This window comes from Gardnerella lacydonensis, assembly GCF_048545055.1.
GTDB lineage: Bacteria > Actinomycetota > Actinomycetes > Actinomycetales > Bifidobacteriaceae > Bifidobacterium > Bifidobacterium vaginale_C.
This window is the reverse complement of sequence record NZ_JBKQXT010000003.1, coordinates 272646-292747: the sequence shown is the minus strand read 5'-3', so window position 1 is coordinate 292747 and position 20102 is coordinate 272646. Positions and strand designations below refer to the sequence as shown.

The 20102-nt window shown below is 37.6% G+C and carries 14 protein-coding genes; 6 read left to right on the top strand and 8 right to left on the bottom strand.

Annotated features, from left to right (window positions below):
- Positions 1-267: 267 nt before the first annotated feature.
- Both ACJV45_RS05020 and ACJV45_RS05015 read right to left on the bottom strand, forming a co-directional pair.
- On the bottom strand, positions 268-387 hold the full coding sequence (locus tag ACJV45_RS05020; RefSeq protein WP_419397785.1) for a TIR domain-containing protein: 120 nt from the start codon (positions 385-387) through the stop codon (positions 268-270).
- 372 nt (positions 388-759) lie between these two features.
- Positions 760-897, bottom strand: a complete 138-nt coding sequence (locus ACJV45_RS05015) for a hypothetical protein (RefSeq protein WP_419397779.1) — start codon at positions 895-897, stop codon at positions 760-762.
- A 243-nt stretch (positions 898-1140) separates the two neighbouring features.
- On the opposite strand from ACJV45_RS05015, the gene ACJV45_RS05010 reads away from it, so the two are divergent.
- From ACJV45_RS05010 to ACJV45_RS04990, 5 genes are all read left to right on the top strand, one after another.
- A complete protein-coding gene (locus ACJV45_RS05010) occupies positions 1141-1956 on the top strand; it encodes a hypothetical protein (RefSeq protein ID WP_419397778.1) in 816 nt (271 codons plus the stop codon).
- A 121-nt stretch (positions 1957-2077) separates the two neighbouring features.
- Positions 2078-4180 (top strand): site-specific DNA-methyltransferase, encoded by a 2103-nt coding sequence (locus ACJV45_RS05005; RefSeq protein ID WP_419397777.1) that lies wholly within the window; start codon positions 2078-2080, stop codon positions 4178-4180.
- Between the two features lie 3 nt (positions 4181-4183).
- Positions 4184-7222, top strand: a complete 3039-nt coding sequence (locus ACJV45_RS05000; RefSeq protein ID WP_419397776.1) for a DEAD/DEAH box helicase — start codon at positions 4184-4186, stop codon at positions 7220-7222.
- A 34-nt stretch (positions 7223-7256) separates the two neighbouring features.
- Positions 7257-8177 carry a HamA C-terminal domain-containing protein gene (locus tag ACJV45_RS04995; RefSeq protein WP_419397775.1) on the top strand — a complete coding sequence of 307 codons (921 nt, stop codon included), beginning with the start codon at positions 7257-7259 and terminating at the stop codon, positions 8175-8177.
- A 13-nt stretch (positions 8178-8190) separates the two neighbouring features.
- Positions 8191-10839: a DEAD/DEAH box helicase gene (locus ACJV45_RS04990; protein WP_419397774.1), complete on the top strand. Its 2649-nt coding sequence runs from the start codon at positions 8191-8193 to the stop codon at positions 10837-10839.
- A 736-nt stretch (positions 10840-11575) separates the two neighbouring features.
- Here ACJV45_RS04990 and ACJV45_RS04985 read toward each other — a convergent pair.
- From ACJV45_RS04985 to ACJV45_RS04960, 6 genes are all read right to left on the bottom strand, one after another.
- Positions 11576-14065 (bottom strand): ATP-dependent Clp protease ATP-binding subunit, encoded by a 2490-nt coding sequence (locus ACJV45_RS04985; protein WP_004112655.1) that lies wholly within the window; start codon positions 14063-14065, stop codon positions 11576-11578.
- An 83-nt stretch (positions 14066-14148) separates the two neighbouring features.
- Positions 14149-15417 carry a DUF3027 domain-containing protein gene (locus ACJV45_RS04980; protein WP_419397773.1) on the bottom strand — a complete coding sequence of 423 codons (1269 nt, stop codon included), beginning with the start codon at positions 15415-15417 and terminating at the stop codon, positions 14149-14151.
- An 18-nt stretch (positions 15418-15435) separates the two neighbouring features.
- A complete protein-coding gene (locus ACJV45_RS04975; RefSeq protein ID WP_004112652.1) occupies positions 15436-15825 on the bottom strand; it encodes a cold-shock protein in 390 nt (129 codons plus the stop codon).
- A gap of 189 nt (positions 15826-16014) precedes the next feature.
- Positions 16015-18048, bottom strand: coding sequence for a sensor histidine kinase (locus ACJV45_RS04970; protein WP_419397772.1), 2034 nt, complete (start codon positions 18046-18048; stop codon positions 16015-16017).
- Between the two features lie 2 nt (positions 18049-18050).
- The gene (locus tag ACJV45_RS04965) at positions 18051-18791 is read right to left on the bottom strand and encodes a response regulator transcription factor (RefSeq protein WP_032836567.1); all 741 of its coding nucleotides are present in this window, start codon (positions 18789-18791) and stop codon (positions 18051-18053) included.
- Positions 18792-18851: 60 nt separating this feature from the next.
- Positions 18852-19586 carry a TPM domain-containing protein gene (locus ACJV45_RS04960; RefSeq protein ID WP_004112647.1) on the bottom strand — a complete coding sequence of 245 codons (735 nt, stop codon included), beginning with the start codon at positions 19584-19586 and terminating at the stop codon, positions 18852-18854.
- A gap of 170 nt (positions 19587-19756) precedes the next feature.
- Here ACJV45_RS04960 and ACJV45_RS04955 point away from each other — a divergent pair, with 170 nt between their 5' ends.
- Entirely contained in the window at positions 19757-20050 is a 294-nt protein-coding gene (locus ACJV45_RS04955) for a WXG100 family type VII secretion target (protein ID WP_004121657.1), read from the top strand.
- Positions 20051-20102: the final 52 nt, after the last annotated feature.

Here is a 20102-nt window from a genome sequence, read left to right as displayed (position 1 = left end):
CGTCTTATGACCTGCACGAAAAATTCGAAATCCAATAATATTTGCTTTTCGTAGAAAAGCAAATATTATTGGATTGATAGCTTGATTGACAACTAGTGGAGTTTACACAAAATTCTTGACACTGCCGCTTGGCTAGAACAGTAATTTCAAATAATCTATTACTATCCTTTAATCGCGGAAATTATAGAATCAGTTCTCCACTTAACTATTACATCAGCAGCATTTTTACGACACGTGATGTTTTTTCAGAGCCCCAAGGTTCAACAGCTATAATCTTTTTCCCATTTCTTGTGCTATCTCAATTTCAATGTTAATACATTTACTGTATGTAGAATAAATACCAGCTAATATGAAAACACAGCTAGCACGTTGCATCTGGTTTTTAATTGCTTCCTTTAACTAATAATCATATCTTGCGTTATAAATAGGAGCATCCTTTGGAACGGAGTAGTTTTTGTAATCAAAATTTGGACTACTGTCCAATAGTTTCACTAATCCTTCGTAAGCATCTGAATAAGCCCAAGTTGGAGCGATGAGAAGACGCATACAAAAAGAGCTGGCACTTTGTGAAGTACCAGCTCTTAAGGCATGAAAATAGCCATAGGAAAATAGAGGTAATTCACATAGCACCCCACGGAATAAATCCGTTAAGCTCTATGCTGTATCTCATCGCCCTATAGCTAATCAGGCTTTGTGATATTTATGGGTGCGGCCTGATTGAATAATCAGACCTGCAATTACTTAGATTTTTTAGAGTGGTTACTTTCCACTTTTCTTTGTCTGTGCGAGAGCACTACCAGCTACAGACTTAGCTGTCTTGCTATAGCGTCCGTCACGCATCACCTTGCTAGCCTTGGAAGCTACTCGCTTCGAGGTCTGCTTACTGTTCTTATGCATGTTCATCACCTCGCTTTCTATATTGCAGTAGAGTAAAATTGAGTGAGTTAATAACCGTTTGTACATGTTTTCGTCGATTCTCCTCGATTCTTATGTATATTGTTGGCCAATAGGTCACTCATTCACCATCTTTCTATTTGTTTGATTAGAGGATAATATGAAAAAAAGGTACTAGCATTAGACCAAAAAGGTACTTTGGGTACTAAATTTGAATAAAAAGGTACTAGTATTAAGGATGTATTCATGAACTTTTCTAAATGCAGCAAGGTGATTCAGAAAAGTTGCAAACCTAAAATAAAAAGCCAGGGACTTTTTGTATTCGACTTATTCAAGTCAATTGGAAGTAATTTTTTTACAGCTGTACAATCTGTAGATCATCAATATGAAAAGAAACTTTGCAGCGGTATTAAGCCACTAACTGAAGCAATGAAAGCAACAGTTCGTGGTAATTTTTATTTTGATAACTTAGTTAAGTTCCTATATAACAACATGCTAGATGATAAAATCAATGATGTTGCTGCAGCCTTTGGTTTCCCTAAATCAATAAACGTCAGTAAAAACTTTTTAGCTCAAGCCATTGCTCGTCAATATGAACTAATTTTCACAAGCACTGATACCGAAGTAGAAGATATTGTATTAAACGAATATCAGAGAATTTCTGATGGGCAAGAAGCTTATGATTTTAATAAATATGAACCATTATATAAAGGCGACATGTTTAGCTGCTATATGAGCACAAATTGTATAAAAGCCGAAACATATAAAACTGTAAAAGCTAAATTTGATATTCTAAATTCTGGTTCAGTACCATGGATTAACCGAAAATTAGTCTTCATACAAGAAAGAACATCCTGTCCGATTCCAAAGGCAGAACGTGAAATAAATATTCCTAATACTGAGCCTAATGAGCGTTTTATAAAAGAGATCGAGATAGAAACTCGCGGTTCTGAAGGAGATTTCCATTGCCATTTTGAAATGCGAGATGCTGATGGAAACAATTGTTTCCCAAACAGAAATAGTTTCGATATACGCATAAAAGTAATTTTTGTAATTAAATAATATGCATCAAGTAAATGAAATATGAAAGTTTTCTAACGTTAAGCGCAAAATCCAATAAAGAAGTAAAATCTATCAGTATAAGGAAGTTAATATAGAGTAAAGCTCAAAGTAAGGGATGGCCATGGCAGCGATTAATGATCTAATTAACAAAATAGATGACCTTGAGCTGCGAGAGCGCATTAAAGCTGAAGTTGATAAGCTGTCTAAGCAGAAAAAATTTGGACTTGTTTTTGAGAATCATGTGCCAGAATGTACTGCACTCTATGATGTTCCAGTTCATGTTGGCAGCAAAGTAGCTCTTAAAGATAAAAAGATTAATGATATATATGTCGTTAAAGCTATAAACGATAATCAAGCAACTTGTGTGAACACTCAGACGAAGGAGACTGCAGAGTTCACCGTTGATTCTCTTGTATCTATTGCCGAATTTGGTGAGGCAATTTACCCTTACTTAAAGCCGGTTGATAGCATCGAAAACGCGCCGGATAGCAGTCTTTGGCATACGCTCATTGAAGCAGACAACTACCACGCACTTCAGCTTTTAGAATACCTTTATGCAGGTCAAGTGGATTGCATATATATCGATCCACCTTATAACACGGGAGCAAAGGACTGGAAATATAACAACGATTACGTGGATTCTTCTGATGCGTACCGTCATAGCAAATGGCTCTCTATGATGGAAAAACGTCTGAAACTGGCTAAAAAGCTACTTAATCCAGCTGACTCTGTGTTGATTGTGACAATTGATGAAAAAGAGTATTTGCATTTGGGATGCTTGTTGGAAGAGCTGTTCCCTGATGCAAGAATGCAGATGGTGAGTAGTGTTATAAACCCAGCAGCAGTTGCACGTGATAAAGAGTTTGGTCGCACGGATGAATACATATTCTTCGTATTTTTAGGTGAAGCTGGCCCTCAAAAATTACAACTAGAAAAAGAATGGAATGGTGCTGTTCAAACAACAGTAAAAGGTAAATTGCATTGGAATTCCCTAATACGTACTGGAACTGATGTATTACGTACAGACTCTCCGAATTTGTTTTACCCAATATTTGTTAAAAAAATTGATGATAAAACATCAATTATTCATTCTATTGGTGAAACGTACTTTGGGAACAACAGAAGTGAAATAGATATTCCAAACGATTGTGTTGCAGTTTGGCCAATTCGAAGTGACGGTAAAGAAGGCAGGTGGCAAGTCAGCTTTTTAATGCTGCGAAACCTTCTACAAAAAGGCTATGTACAGATTAAAAGCTATCGTGCTGAAAACACAACAATTTATTACTTGAAAAAAGGTGAACAGAAAAAAGTAGAAGATGGATTATTCCCTATCATCGGCCATAATCCAGATGGCTCTATCATTGTTAATGAGGATTCATATATTCCAAATTTTGTCCCAGGTACGGCATGGCAAATACCATCTCATGATGCGTCAAGAAATGGTTCTAATTTATTAAATAAAATTTTCGGAACTAAATTGTTCTCTTTCCCTAAATCTCTCTACGCTGTCCATGACGCTATTCGTTTCTTTGTTGCCAACAAACCTAACGCCCTCATCCTCGACTTCTTCGCAGGATCTGGTACAACGCTTCACGCTGTAAACCTACTCAATGCTGAAGATGGCGGACATCGCCGTTGTATTATGGTCACCAATAATGAAGTTTCAGATGAAGAATCCAAGAAGCTCAAAAAAGACGGCTTCAAGCCCGGAGATCCAGAATGGGAGCGACTTGGTATTGCTCATTATGTAACGTGGCCACGTACTGTTTGCTCAATTAAAGGCGAAGACATAAATGGTAATCCACTTAAAGGCACGTATCTTGATAGTGAACGAGCAATGGCAGATGGTTTCAAAGCGAATGCTGCATTTTTCAAGCTTGGCTTCTTAGATAAGAACGCTGTTGCGCTTGGTAGACAGTTCAAAGAACTCTTGCCTGTTCTTTGGATGAAAACAGGTTGTATTGGCTTATGTCCTAAGCTCGAAGAAGAATCGTTGCCTCCTATGCTGATTTTGCCACAAAACGCTTTTGCAGTGCTGATTGACGAGCATGCTTTCCCAGAGTTTATGGCAAAAGTTAATGCGGATACTAGCATTAAACAGGTGTTTATTGTAACAAACTCCCCTAATGGCTATAGGGAGATGTCGAATCAGCTTAAAATAGAAAAAAGCTACCAGCTGTACAGCGATTATTTGATTAATTTCCATATAAATATGGGGAGGTAAGCCATGAAGGTATCATTATTCCCATTCCAAGAAAAAGCGTTAAAAGATCTCCGTGTTTATGCATCTGAAGCTTTAGGCACATACCAAAGAATACATACTCCGCAAGTTATATCTTTTACTGCGCCGACTGGTGCTGGCAAAACAATAATCATGGCATCTTTTATTGAAAGCGTATTCTTTGGTAATGAAATTTACCCAGGGCAAACAGATGCAATTTTTGTGTGGCTTTCCGATTCTCCTGAACTTAATGAGCAATCGAAACTAAAGATAGACACTAAAGCAGATAGAATTCGCATAGGTCAATGCGTAACTGTTTCAGACGATAGTTTTGATGAAGAATTATTAGAAGATGGTCATATTTACTTCTTGAATACGCAAAAACTTAGTAAGTCTAGTAACCTTACAAAGAATGGTGATAATCGTAGGTTTACTATATGGGAAACTTTGCGAAATACTGTTCAAGAGAAGTCTGATCGACTTTATTTTATAATCGATGAAGCTCACAGAGGCATGCAAGGCAAAGAAGCAGGCAGAGCTACAACGATTATGCAAAAATTCATTAAGGGAAGCGAAGAAGACGATTTAAATTCTATGCCTCTAGTAATAGGAATGTCTGCTACTTCTGAAAGATTCAATACTTTAGTAGAAGGAACACCTTCGACTATTTATAGAGTGATTATAAAACCAGATGAAGTTCGCTCGTCAGGCTTGCTTAAAGATCGCATCATTATTTCATATTCTGATGAAACGTCTGTAAATAAAGCAATGGCTGTTTTACAAGCAGCGGCAAATGATTGGAAGAATAAGTGGGATCACTGGTTGCAATATTGTCGTGAGCAACATCATGCTTATGTTAATCCTGTATTTGTTGTGCAAGTAGAAAATGGTACGCAATCGGAAATATCTTCAACAGATCTTGATGTGTGTTTAAGAAAAATTGAGGAATGCACTGGTTTTAAGTTCTCAAGAGGAGAAGTTGTACATACTTTTGGAGAAACGAATTCTTCTATAGAAATTGCAGGTCTTGAAGTTCCTTATGAAGAGCCTTCTCGAATACAAGACAATATGAACATTAAGGTTGTCTTTTTCAAAGAAAATCTTTCAACTGGTTGGGATTGTCCTAGAGCTGAAACAATGATGAGCTTTAGGCGTGCAAAAGATGCAACTTATATTGCGCAACTTTTAGGTCGCATGGTTAGAACGCCTATGCAAATGCACATACTAGTAGATGATACTTTGAATGATGTGCATCTTTATTTGCCTTTCTTTGAAAAAGAAACGGTAGAGTATGTTATTAACGCTTTTCAATCTTCAGAGGGTGGAAGTATATCTACGGATATTTATGGAGAATCTATAGAGAATAAGAAATTAGATACGTTATCTGTGTATACGCAAAACATGATAATAAGAAAGTCTATTCTCGATGCAGCTTCTCATGGTGCGATTTTCCATAGCGTGGCTTCTCACGGTGATGCTGATAATACAACAATTTCCCATTCTTCAGCAGTGACGCATCAGAACGGTAAGCTAAATCATACTTCAATAAATCAGCCTACATTTAATGATTTATTGCAAGACGATAACAGATCTGAAGATGTTGCATATCAAAATGCTGCTTATAAAAATGTGGAGAAAAGCGACATTTTGGAGCAAAAGCATATTTATAATCATTCGAGTAATACTGTAAGTGATGCGATAAGCAATGAGTTAAGCGATAATGTAAACGATATTACAAGTAATTCTGAAGATATTGCAAAAAATGCAATATCTAATATAGATGAAGAGTTTGTATCTAGTTTGCCAGTTGCGCGACTCGACGATTTTGCTCAACAAGAACCTACTGTAGTAATACGCGAACAAGAACAGTCTGAAGTGACTGATTTTAATCGTGAAAAAATAGTTAAAGCTATAAATGATTCTGGACTTTTAACTTATGACGTTAGAAAAAATCGTATTAACGATTATCTTAAATCTTTGTTTAGCCTTGCGCGTCTTTTAAGCCAAACAGGTTTGGATCAATCTGTTAGTAAAAAAGTTCATAGTGACATTGTTCGTATGATTGATTCTTATATTCAAAGGCTTAAGGAAGAAGGATCATATGATTCTCTTGTTGTAAGTGCAAAAGAGTTTAAGCTATCTACGAAAATTTTTGACGTTTTTGGACAGTCTATAAATTCAAAATCTATTCAAGATTCACTGTTTAGCACGGATGAGGATATTGATAAACAGTTTAAAGTTGCAGAAGCTCGTCTTGGTAATGAAGGTATAGGATTTGAGTATTTGAGTTCATCTTATGACATTAATGAATTAACAAATTTGAAGATTAATGTAATACTTTTTGCTGCAAATGATGAATGCATGGCAAACCTTAATTCTTATGCAAAAGATACTTTCCATGAAACGAATGATGAGTGTCGCAGATATACTACAAAACTTTCTGAAGAATATCGTAAACAATATAACGGTATTGTTTCAGATGGTGATGCTATTAGTAAGCATAATTTCCAATTGCCTAAAACTATTACAGTACCTCATGATGAATATGGGAAAGACTATACCGATCACTTGTATGTAAACGAAAATGGTTTTGCAAAAATTAAATTAAATGATTGGGAATCGGGAGTATTAGAAGAAGAATCAAAACGTGATGACTTTGTATGTTGGTTAAGAAATCCTCCTAAAGCCAACTGGTCGTTATGCATACCTTATGAAATGGATGGTGAGATTAGACCAACTTATCCAGATTTCATAATTATTCGTAAGGATTCTCGTATGCCTTACGGGATTGTTATAGATGTACTCGAGCCACATAATCCAGCTTTTAACGATAATCTTGGTAAAGCTAAAGGTTTTGCTGAGTATGCGCGGCAAAATTCAGGTTTAGGAAGAATTGAACTAATAAGAAAAAGCAAAGACGCAGCAGGAAGGATGCGTTTTAAGCGCCTCGACATGTCTATGAGTTCTGTGCGTGACAAAGTATCTAAAACTATGACCGATGAAGAACTAGTTCACATCTTTGAAACCGATGGAAAATTCGAATAGTTATAGTTCGAATTAAGATGAAAGGAGGCGAAAGATGAGTCCAATTCTAAATCACTCAAATCAAGGTAATAACCTTAGTTCTATATTTACTGAAGTAAAACATAGCGAAAGCTTAGGACTTGAAAATCCGGAACAGCTTCGCCTCTTTCACCTTAATGTAAGTAGTAACCTGTTTAATTTTGCAAGTTTAAGCAACTATCTAATAAATATTGTAAGCGAATATGTATTTTCTAGAGCACAAGTAGAAAAATTAAGCCAGTCATCTAACCCACGCTCAATTGGAATACAAGCTCTAAGGGTAATGAAGAAAAACGGAGCAGCTGATGTTAGAGGAACAGGAAATGAGCTAGGAGAAATTTTACTCTATGCTTTTTTGGAAGATATTCTCGGAGCACCAAAGTTATTCAGTAAAGTAGAGCTGAACTCTTCTTCTACTTCGTTTGGCAAATCAAGCGATGCTGTACACCTACTAACACTAGAAAATACGTCATTCCCTTGTTATCAAACGGTATTCGGTTCTTCTGACATTACTGGGGACATACGTTCTGCTATCGATCATGCTTTTACTACTATCGAGAAGGTGGAGCATGATGTAAAAAGAGTGGATTCTATACTTGTAGACAGTCATATTTTTGAAGAGTCATTTGATGCTGAAACTGCGGAAAAAATAATGAATATCATGGTTCCATCATCCAATACTAAGATGGCTAACGACATAGCTTATGGCGTCTTTCTTGGGTATTCCTTGGGATTAAATCCTCAAAGCAGATCTAATTTGGATTTCCTTGAAGCTGTGGACGCAAAAATGCAAACTGATATTAAGCAGCACGTATCTTACATTGCAAATAAAATAAAACAAATGAATCTTGGTGCGCACTCCTTTTACTTTTATATCGTCCCATTTAACGATGCTGAAAAAGATAAAAAAGAAATAATGGAAGATTTGCTAATGTAAGTGAGGTGTTACTATGAGCGACGATAAAGTTAAATTGGGTAAAGTAATATTTAATTCAATTAGTGAAAACGAATATCTAAATAAGTTATATGAAAAAGCATTGCTTTCTTACGCACAAAAAACGCTAAGCCTGCCCATTGACAACTTGCTAAATAGCACCGAAGTCCATGACCTTTTACGATTTGCCGATTTACTCTCAAAATCAAATCATGCAACAAAATATGAAGAACATAAAATGTGGGCACAAGAGATTATCGTGCTGCTAAATTTCTTATTTCCTGATAATAAAAACATTAAAGCATTTGGTGGCTCAGTATTTTCAAATACTGACAATACACGTGGCATTAGCATTTTGAACACTGATTTTGAGGATCCTTTTATTTTAAGTAGATTATTTCAAGAATACAAAAAGTCCTACCTACGTATTCCTACCCAAGAAAATATGCATTTTTTCTCTGCTCAAAAACAAGCATATGACCATCTTAATGATGAATATTTTAGCTATTCCGCACCAACATCAATGGGTAAGTCATTTCTGATGAGAATGTTTATAAAGGAACAGATAACTAACGAAAGCCATAAAAATTTTGCTATCATTGTACCAACTAAGGCCTTAATTAACGAGGTGTCTCAAAAAATAATACGAGAAGATTTGAATGACCTGTTAAGGAAGAAAAACTATAAAGTAATAACTGCCTCCACGGACATTGCCTTAGAAGGAAAACATGATTTTGTTTATGTATTAACGCCTGAACGTCTCTTATATATGCTCATCGCTCATCCAAACCTTAAAATTGATTATCTATTTATAGACGAAGCGCATAAGCTCTCTGCTAAAAATGGCAGGGCTCCTTTTTATTATAAAGTAGTCGATATGCTTAGGAAACGTAAATGCCCACCAAAGTTTATCTTTGCATCACCTAATATACCTAATCCAGAAGTATATTTACACCTTTTAACCGATATAAGTGAAGGAAATGTATCGGCATTAAAAACATCATTTTCTCCTGTAACACAGATTAAGTTTTTGCTTGATCTTAAAAACAAGAAAATGTCTGTTTATAATCAGCATTCCAAGAATCTTATCGAAGTATCGGGTGTCAAATCAGGAAATATACAACTTGAAGATTTCCTATATGTAATTGAATCCCAAAATAGATCCAGTGATATTCCTAATCATCATCAAACTATCGTTTATTTCAATTCTAAAAGTAAAGCTGTTTATACTGCTAAAAATTTTGCTGATAGATTAAATGACTTAAATGATAAAGATCTTAATGCTTTGTCTAATGACATTGCTACATCAGTACACAAGGATTATTATCTAGCTGACATCATCAAAAAAGGCATTGCCTATCATATTGGATATTTGCCTTCTTCAATTCGTATGAGAATTGAAGATCTATTTCGTGCTGGTAAAATTACGACATTATTCTGTACCAGTACACTTCTCGAAGGCGTAAACCTTCCAGCTGATAACCTATTCATAACTACTAAAAAAGTATTTACTCGTAAAATGACACCTGTGGACTTTAAAAATCTTATAGGCCGAGTAGGAAGAATTGAATATAATCTTTATGGCAACGTCATATTTGTTACAGAAGCCGACGACAAAAGCGAATCATCGGAATACGTAGATATGTTAAAAACTGACGTTCCGCCGCAATCTCTATCTATAGAAGCTGGGGCTGGTATTCTTACAAACCCAGAAAGAAAATATATCATTAATACGCTTAAATCTGGAAGCGTTGCAATTGAGAAAAGAAGCGATAGTCAAAGTGAAGAATCATATGAGCTAACTAGAAAGTTTGGTCTGATTCTAGCGAAAGACATCGTTACAAATAACAATAGTTTCGTGCGTCAGTCATTTTCTGACTTGTTAACTCCTACAGACGAAAAAAGCATAAAATCTAAACTGAACGAAAATGGTTTTATACCGGATGATGATATTAATATTTCTTATGATCAGACAGTTGCACTTTCTAAAGCAATAATAAATGGTCTACAATATCCGCAACGAAGTGATGGTCACTTTCATTACGATGATATAATGAAGTTCCTCGAACAATTATGTACCATATTTAATTGGGAGCAATATGAATTTTCTACATTAGGAAAAGTAACTAACGGAGAACATAAAAAATTAAGCTGGTATGGTGTGCTACTAATGCAGTGGATTTCCGGATTCGGACTAAACAATATCATAAATAAAGGCATTGAATATCATCGAGAACACCCGGATAACTTTTGGATTAGTAAAACTCAAACAGCTACATACCAAGATACGATAGAATTTCGCAATATTCTTTTTGCTGACACCCTTGAAGTAATCGATAATATAATACTTTTCAGTCTATCGAACTACTTCTTAAAGTTTTCTAATGAATATAAAAGAATACATAAAGTAACTTCTTTCTCTAACGACTGGTACGAATATGTTGAGTATGGAACAACTAACGCTGAAACTATTATGCTGCAGAGAATCGGATTTAGTCGCGAAACAGCAACTTATCTCAAGCACCACAAAGAATATTTAATAAATGCGGAAAATGGTCAGTGTAAACTAAAAAGAACTCTTTTAGAGTGCCCTAATATTAGTGTTAGAAACGAGGCTCAAAATATGATTTTGAATATGCCAGAAGTGTTTGTCCACAAGATATAAAACGACTCAACAATGTAAAACAAGATAAGATAACTTCAAATAAATTTTACCTTGTTTTTTGTCTCATAATCACATAACTCCACTTCACCAGCTGGGTGCAAAGTGGGTGCACTTTTTAACGTTAACATCCTGTGCACTCGACCCCAGAGCGTCGACATGTTTCCTCAAACAGCAAAATCACACTCAAAAACCGCGAGAACCCAGCCTAAAGCCGCCATACGCTAAACCTTTTAACGATAGCTCTCGCTAAGCCTTGCTACACAAGGACACATTTGCACCCACCTAATCCATTTGACATCAACACAACACTCTAGACGTGAGAAGAATAATCAGATAGACTTATCCTTATTATATTTAAAAATTATGACTGCAACAACATAGTCATAAAATTTGTAAAAATATCAAAATTTATATATGCTCGCATGTACAACAAGCTCGCATCACTATAGGAAGTGTGATTGCTGTTATAAAAGAGTCACAAGTTTTGCGTGCCGCTCTAGCATATTTACGTTTACAAAGCAATACACAATTAAATTGTGAATCTTCTAATATCTTTTAGAAACAATTTGAAGGTTATAAACCAAGAGCGAGTAACTATTAAAGATTCAGTCGACTATCTACAAAATTAACACTCAAATCTGATTGACATTTGGGAAATAAAACGCAAAAATCCCGATGAGATTTACACACCGGGATTTTTGTTATTTAGAATATTTTCACTAGTTAGAACTCAAAATCAAGACTCAACATCAAACTTTATGCCGCGGAAAATAAACTCCCCCAGCAAACCTTCGCCTTCCGCATCAACTTCAACGCGCTCGCCATCTGTTAAGTCGCCAAGCAAAATCTTCTCACTTATAGCATCCTCAATATCACGCTGAATAACTCTGCGCAACGGTCTTGCTCCAAGAAGAGGGTCAAAGCCCTTTTGCGCAAGAAGATTCTTAGCTGCATCTGTAAGCTCCAAAGTCATATGGCGTTCAAACAGACGATCATTCAAACGCTTAACGTCCAAATCAACAATCTGACGAACCTCTGGCTCAGTAAGCTGACGGAACACAATCGTATCATCCAAACGGTTTAGGAACTCTGGACGGAACTGACGCTTCAATTCCGAATTAACCTGATCCTTCATCCTCTGGTAAGATGCATCCGCATTATTACCAAGACTAAAACCAGTATTCGCTGACTTAGCAATATCGCGAGTACCAAGATTTGTAGTCAAGATAATAATCGTGTTCTTAAAATCAACTTTTCTTCCTTGGCCATCTGTTAAATGACCGTCGTCTAACACTTGCAACAAAGTGTTGAAAATATCTGGATGAGCCTTTTCAATTTCGTCAAAAAGCACCACCGAGAATGGCTTTCTACGAACCTTCTCCGTAAGCTCGCCACCCTCCTCGTAGCCAACATATCCTGGAGGAGCACCGAAAAGACGAGAAGCCGCATACTTTTCCGCAAACTCCGACATATCAACACGAATCAAAGCATCATCATCGTCGAACAGGAATTGAGCCAAGGTTTTAGCAAGCTCTGTCTTACCAACTCCTGTAGGACCAGCGAAAATAAACGATCCAGAAGGACGCTTTGGATCTTTCAATCCTACTCGCGCACGACGAATAGAACGAGAAAGTGCAGAAACAGCCTCATCTTGACCAATAATACGCTTATGAAGCTCCGCTTCCATACCGAGCAACTTTTTGGATTCCGCTTGAGTTAGCTTAACAACAGGAATACCAGTTGTATTAGAAACAACAGATGCAATAACATCCTCGTCTACAACCATATTCACATTAGACTCGCCCTCACGCCAAGCCTGCTCTTTATTCTTACGTTCTTCCTCAAGCTTTTCCTGCTCATCTCGCAAGTCGGCAGCCTTCTCAAAGTCCTGATTCTTAATAGCTTCATCTTTCTTTTCTGAAAGTTTAGAAATCTTAGAATCAAGTTCCTTAAGCTCTGGTGGCTCTGTCAATCGCTTAATACGTAGGCGAGCTCCAGCTTCATCAATAAGATCAATCGCTTTATCTGGCAAATTCCTATCTTGAATATAGCGAGCAGACATTTCGGCTGCAGACTGCAAAGCAGCATCAGTAATGGTTACGTGATGATGATTCTCGTAGCGCGCACGCAAACCTTTCAGAATCTCAATTGTCTCTGCAATAGAAGGCTCTTGAACTTGAATAGGCTGGAATCTTCGTTCCAAAGCCGCATCCTTTTCAATATACTTTCTATACTCATCGGTAGTTGTAGCACCAATCGTCTGTAGCTCACCACGCGCAAGCATAGGTTTAAGCATGTCAGAAGCACCCAAAGCACCATCTGCAGACCCAGCACCAACAATAGTATGAATCTCATCGATAAATAGAACTATATCTCCACGAGTCTTAATTTCTTTAAGCACCTTCTTTAAGCGCTCTTCAAAATCGCCACGATAACGAGATCCAGCAACCATCGAGCCCAAGTCAAGAGAATAAACCTGCTTGCCCTTTAACGTTTCTGGCACATCTCCAGCAACAATCTTCTGTGCAAGACCTTCCACAACAGCTGTTTTACCAACACCAGGTTCACCTATAAGAACAGGATTATTCTTAGTTCTGCGAGAAAGCACAACCATAACGCGCTCAATCTCTTTTGAACGACCAATAACAGGATCAAGCTTCCCTTGCTCAGCTTCTGTAGTAAGATTCCTTCCGAACTGATCTAGCAGCGCAGAACCAGACTGATTCCTCTTATCCTGCACTCCTCCCGCATTAGCCAGATCACCTTTCTGACCGTCTTCTGGTAATCCAGAATTTCCTCGAATCAAATCCATTGCAGTGCTACGAAGGTCTCCTAAATCGACCTCCATCTTAATAAGCACCTGCGTTCCAACACCTTCGCCTTCTCTAATAAGACCTAAGAGAATATGCTCGGTACCAATATAGCTGTGCCCCAATTGCAATGCTTCACGCAAACTAAGCTCAAGCACTTGTTTAGCATGCGGAGTAAAAGGTATGTGTCCACTAGGCGAGACAGTACCAGTGCCAATCATTTCTTTTATTTGTTTACGAGTATTGTCTAATTCTACGCCTTTGGCGTTTAAAGCTTTTGCTGCTATTCCTTCGCCTTCTCTAATAAGACCTAAGAGAATATGCTCGGTACCAATATAGTTATGCTGAAGAGAGCGCGCTTCTTCCTGAGCTAGCACAATCACACGCCGAGCGCGGTCAGTGAACCGTTCAAACATAATTGCCTTCCGTTCTTATCCTTCGTTCTATGGTAACGAGTTGCCATGACTCTAACACTATTTTTAGTGTTACTCATTTAGTGTTACTCATTGGTTAATGACGACTTATTTAAATCTTCAGAATTGTCTATAGAACCAGAGTCATCTGCAGAATCCGAGTCATCGCCAGATTCTGCATAATCTGCGCTATCTGCATCATCCGAAACATCACTCTTATCAACATCATCAGAATTATCAGTGCTATCTGCAAAATCTTCTGATTCAATATCTTCATTAGCTTTATTATCTTTATTATTACTTCTATCAATTGAATCAATTTCTGCAGAATCGCTATTTTCGCTATTGTCGCTATTGTCACTGAACTCGTCAGACTCGTCTTCAATTATCAACCTGCGATGTTTTTTACGATTTTCCTTACTATCTTCAATCGCTTCTTCGATAAGCTCTACATCTGCTCTCTCGTCTCTAGGGGCTTGAGGAGCTATCTCAATATGATAATCGTCATAAGCTGGAGCCGATTGAATCCAAAGTTGTGAAGGCTCTGGTGGCTCTATTTCGGAATGCTCTCCACACCCGTGATCTAATGCCACCACTCTCCCATCGTCTGGGCTCCACATATTTGCGCAAACTCCAAACATGTTTCCTAAGCTGCCAGCTAACGGAATCATAAATCCGCAGGATGAACACGCTTTACCATCCGCAATTTTAGTAGAAAGCGATTTAGGACCATGTTGTCCCGAATACCATCGCTTCGCCGTTTGAGCTATTGCCTCAGCAGTCATAACCCTCTTACGAGTTAATCTAAAAGTCTCAACTGCTTCTTCAAAATCTTCTTGAGATTCTTTAGACTCATTATCTTCTTTAGATTCATTATTTTGCTCTGTTTCGCCATCCTGTTCGGTTGCTGGCGACTTTTCCGATTCAGAACATTCAGTTTCTACAGAATCTTCAGAAACATTTGCTTTAGATTTTTTATAATCTAAATCTTCTGGATTAACTCCAGATTCAAGCCTTTCATCATCTTCGGCTGTACCAATAGAGTCCATAACCGAAAGATCCGTTGGCTTAAGTCTATCTTTCCAAGGAATCCAAGGTGGAGGTAGTAAAGAATCCTCAGTTGGGGCAAGAGTTGACTCATTAACTGTCCAACGATCAACATCAGCATCGTGGTACAGCGTTACTGACCACTGCCAACCTTCATACCCAGGCATATTGCAAACAAATCTAAAATCGGTAACATCACTACCAAGATCTGTAGCACTTACGAAATCTCCAACAGCGTTTTCACGCTCTGAAGTTTCCACAGCAATACTATATGCAAGCTCCTGAGGATTAATTACTTCATCTGCCATAAAAAATCCTGTTAAATATCAGTCCTGCACGTCAAAATTGTCTGCTACAGCACGCAACAAATGCGCAAGTTTCTTACTCTCAGCAGTAGACGGATAATGACGACGTCGTAAACCATTGCCTGCAGAATCCAAAAGCTTAATAAGGTCTTCTACTATTGCAGCCATATCTTCAGCTTTTGGTCTTGTGGCTTTTACCAGCGAAGGCGCAGAAGCCACAACAGTGAGACCCATTGCCTGTGGCCCTTTACGACCTTCAACAACAGAGAATTCAACACGCGTACCTTTACGCAGCTCTTTCACTGATTCTGGCAGCGCAGAAGATGGTAAGAATACATCTTTGCCATCCTCATCGCATATAAAGCCATATCCTTTTTTAGAATCGTACCAACGAACACGCCCGTTGGGCATAACACACCTCACTCGAATTCATTAAATTCTATGCGAATCATCATATTCTACTATAATCCACATAACATTCACTCGGCTCACGCTTTATCAATTGTAGCGCATGAATCCCGAACAATCTAAAACAAAAACTATAAGCAATAAATTATCCGAAAAAACATGTCAAAACAAGCAAAATTATAAATAAAATAATTAATAATTTAAACTATTATCGATTTTTACAATATTATTATCGGTAACCATGCTAGAAGTATCTGTATTCTTAGCCTTCTTATTATTCTCATCGTCAAATATCACATTCGGCAACACAACCGTAAGAGTTAAACCATGAGGCTTAGATTCAGACGACTCGCTTCCTGCCATTGTATCATCAATAAGCTGATCGCTGCTGGTCCTAGATGCACAAGACGTAGTAGCACATATAAAACCACGATGAGCTTTAACAACAGACTGAGCAATAGACATACCTAAGCCAGTACCACCCTTTTCTCTAGCGCGAGATGGATCTGCAATATAGAATCGCTCAAATATGTGAGATAAAGATTCTTCAGGTACGCCAGGCCCATGATCTACCACGCGAATAACCACAAATGAGCTGCCTGTTCCAGTAGATTGGCTCACTTCCGCAGCTTCCAAAAAGTCTTTCAATGAACGAGATACAGATCCCATTTTTTGAAGAGCTTCAGGAGTAATAGAAGCCTTGAGAACACCCATACCTATCTCTACTGGAGAATCGCTTGGAGTATATCGATGAATGTTTCCAACAATATTTGTAAGAACTTGTCGCAATCTAGCTCCGTCACCCTTTAAAGTGACTTTAGGTAACTCACCTGGAGTAAAAATAAACTTTCTATCAAGACTGCAATTTGTTGGCTTAGAGCAATTCATCAACTTCCAGTCATCAGCTAAATGCAAAGTGCCTTGCTGAATAACTCGAACTGGATCTAACGCTCTCAAATCATTTGCCGCATCAGAAAGAATAGGAGTTACTTTAACTGTCTGAGAAACATTTATTCCTCTACCCTCGTCAAATCGCGCCAGCGAAAGCAAATCTTCTACAAGTTCCGTCATTCTTTCACTAGAAGCCTTAATATGAGCAATAGAATCATCAGCTTTTTCTTGCTGACCAGGCACACCTCTCCACATGTAATACAATTCAGCGTATCCATGAATAGCAGCTAATGGAGTACGGAGTTCATGACTTGCATCAGAAACAAATTGTTTCATTTTCTCAGTCATTGCTTCCTGGTCGTTAAATCCTTGTTCAATCTTAGAAAGCATAGAGTTCAACGAAGCAGCTAAAGATCCAACCTCCGTGTTTTCTGGGGCGGAAGGTACTCGCCTACTTAAATCTCCAGAAGCAATCTTCGACGCAGTTTTTTCTATTCTCTTTAGTGGAACAAGAGTAGATTGAATAATAAGAGCGGCTAAAACAGCACCAAGAAGGATAACTGTTATACTAACCATCACACAATAGCGTGTAAGCGTATTAACAGTATCTAATTGGTCACTTAAAGAAAGAGCTATATAAACATACCCTCTAACATGCATTTCGGAATTATATCCGCTTCGCTGACCCCATGTAAGAACAAGAACTCGCCAAGGAGATTCCGCAGCTTTTGCAGTTGTTTCATCAATGCTTTTTACATCTCCATGCACTCGCGCTGGAGCAGTAAAAGGCCTACGTCTTACAACAACATTATTAATTTCGCCATCTTCTGGAAGAGTTGGCATAGAAACAACATCACCTTTAAGTTTTGGAATCAAAGGTGTAGTAATAATCTTGTTATTAGTGTCTCTAATCTGCAAGAAATAATCATTAGGACCTGCAGCCTGTTCTCCAGAATCCTTACTACGAAGTAAATCTATATTGTCGTAAATGAGCTGAGCCTGATCTGTAAGCTGAGCATCGGTTTTATCCAACAGATAACTGCCAACTAATTGCCTAATAGAAAGAGAAATACAAAATGCAGCAATTGTAAGAACAACCAAAGTACACGCCACCAAACGAGTACTCAACGGTATAGCATCAATATGCCTCCGCAACCATTTGGACTTAGATTTATTCTTGGTTTTTTTAGGATTATCACCAGAATAAGTCACCAATTCGGCTTTAACATTTCGATCAGCACTAACTTCGGACTGATTTAATCCGCTGTTATCAGAACCAGATGTTTTGGAACCATTATTGTAAAGCGAACCATCCACAGATTTGCTCTCACGCATAATCAGGCTTGACCTGCTTTCGGAACGCGAATCATATAGCCAATACCACGCTTTGTTTCAATAAGAGGAACAACCTTCTTTAAGCTTCCATCCTCATTTTTAATTTCAATACCATCGATCTTTTTACGAAGATAAGAAATATAGGATTCTACGATTGCCGCATCTCCACCCCAATCATATTGCCAAACATGATTGAGAATCTGACTCTTAGACAATACTCTACCTTCATTGTCCATCAAATAATGAAGCAGCTTATACTCCGTAGGACTTAATTCAATTGGAACACCAGATCTGGAAACATCATGCGAATCCTCATTAATTTCCAAATCAGCAACGCGCACAACAGGAGTATCTTCATCTGGATCTTGAGTTCTACGCAATATTGCACGAATTCTCGCAACTACTTCTTCTAGACTAAAAGGCTTTGTAACATAATCGTCGCCACCAACAGTAAGACCCATAATCTTATCCTGAGTGTCGTCTCTAGCAGTAAGGAATAACACAGGAACAGCAATACCATTCTGGCGAATTCGCCTTGTAACCGTAAATCCGTCTATATCTGGGAGCATAACGTCCATAACAATAAGGTCTGGATGTACACGCTCAATAACATCAATAGCTTCTGAACCAGAAGCTGCTGTTTCTACATCAAATCCTGCAAAGTGTAGCGATGCTACCAAAAGCTCACGAATTGAAGGTTCGTCATCGACCACAACAATAGATGCTTCTACATTCTTACCCATACTGATTAGCATCACTTATAAAACTGAATGTTTCCTGAGTGTTTCCTGAAAAAAATCGATTTATTTACGCGCCGCATGGCGTCTCTTAGCTCTTCTCAACCCTAGTGATACTTGTTTTAGAATATAGTTTCTTCTCCACAAAATAAGTGCAACAAGAACAAACAAAGCAACAATAATAACAACCATAACGATTGTTGAAACTACACTTGTTCTGGAAGTTACAGAAGTTTTCTTAGACCGAGCAATCTGCTTCATAAGCATGATTGCAGATTGAGACCAATCAGCACCTTGAGAACTAATAAGAGGACGATACGCCGCATCAGAAAGCAAATCCACGGTTGTTTTTCTTTTAAGCCATTCATCAGAATTAGATGAAACTGCCACTACAAGCTTTCCATCATGAGTAGCAACAGCAAGAAGAACAGTATTACGATCTGGATTAGTGCTTGTAAGTAAATCGCTAGCCCATTTTGACGGATTTTTATTTCCAGTAAAATTAGATAAATAAAGTAATTTAACCGATACACCTGTTTGTTTTTTGGTTATTGAAATCATATCTGAAACTTTTGTAACAGAATCTCCAAGAAGATTTTCTGTATCCGTAATAGAATCCGTTGCCACAATACCCAAATTTTTAGTGCTTTTATTCTGAGAATCCGCTTTTGATAATCCATCATTAGCAAAAGCTGTTGTTGGAAACAAAACACTTTCGCTCAAAAATACAATAATTACAAAAGCAGATAAGCCTTTAACCACATTGATAAAAAAATCTTTTATAAACTTTCTAGACGGCATATATTCATAATACCGTGTTTTTAGATTACAAGAAACAAGCGCAAAATAGAGCAATTTATGCAAAACAAAAGTTAAAAAAATAAATTTAATTTATACAAAAGATAAGTTTGCACGGCAAAAACTAAATGAATAACCATAAGAAAATTAACTACACTAAATGAGGAGAAAAAATGACACAATTTAGAGTTGATTCAGAACAAATTCAGCAATCTGCTGCAGCAGTTGCATCTTCGATTAATGCGATTCGAGACGCCACAAATGGAATGTACGCAAATCTCCAACAATTGCAAAGTGTATGGACTGGTCCTGCAGCTACACAATTTGCATCAACAGCTGGGCAATGGCGTGCAGCACACCAGCAAATGGAACAATCATTGCAATCCATTCAACTCGCTATGCAAAATGCTTCTAACATTTACATGGATACAGAAGCGCAAGCTACATCTTTGTTTGCAATGGGATAAACAAAATAATTAAACAATATAATAAATAAAAAACGTGAGCGATGACTTGTAT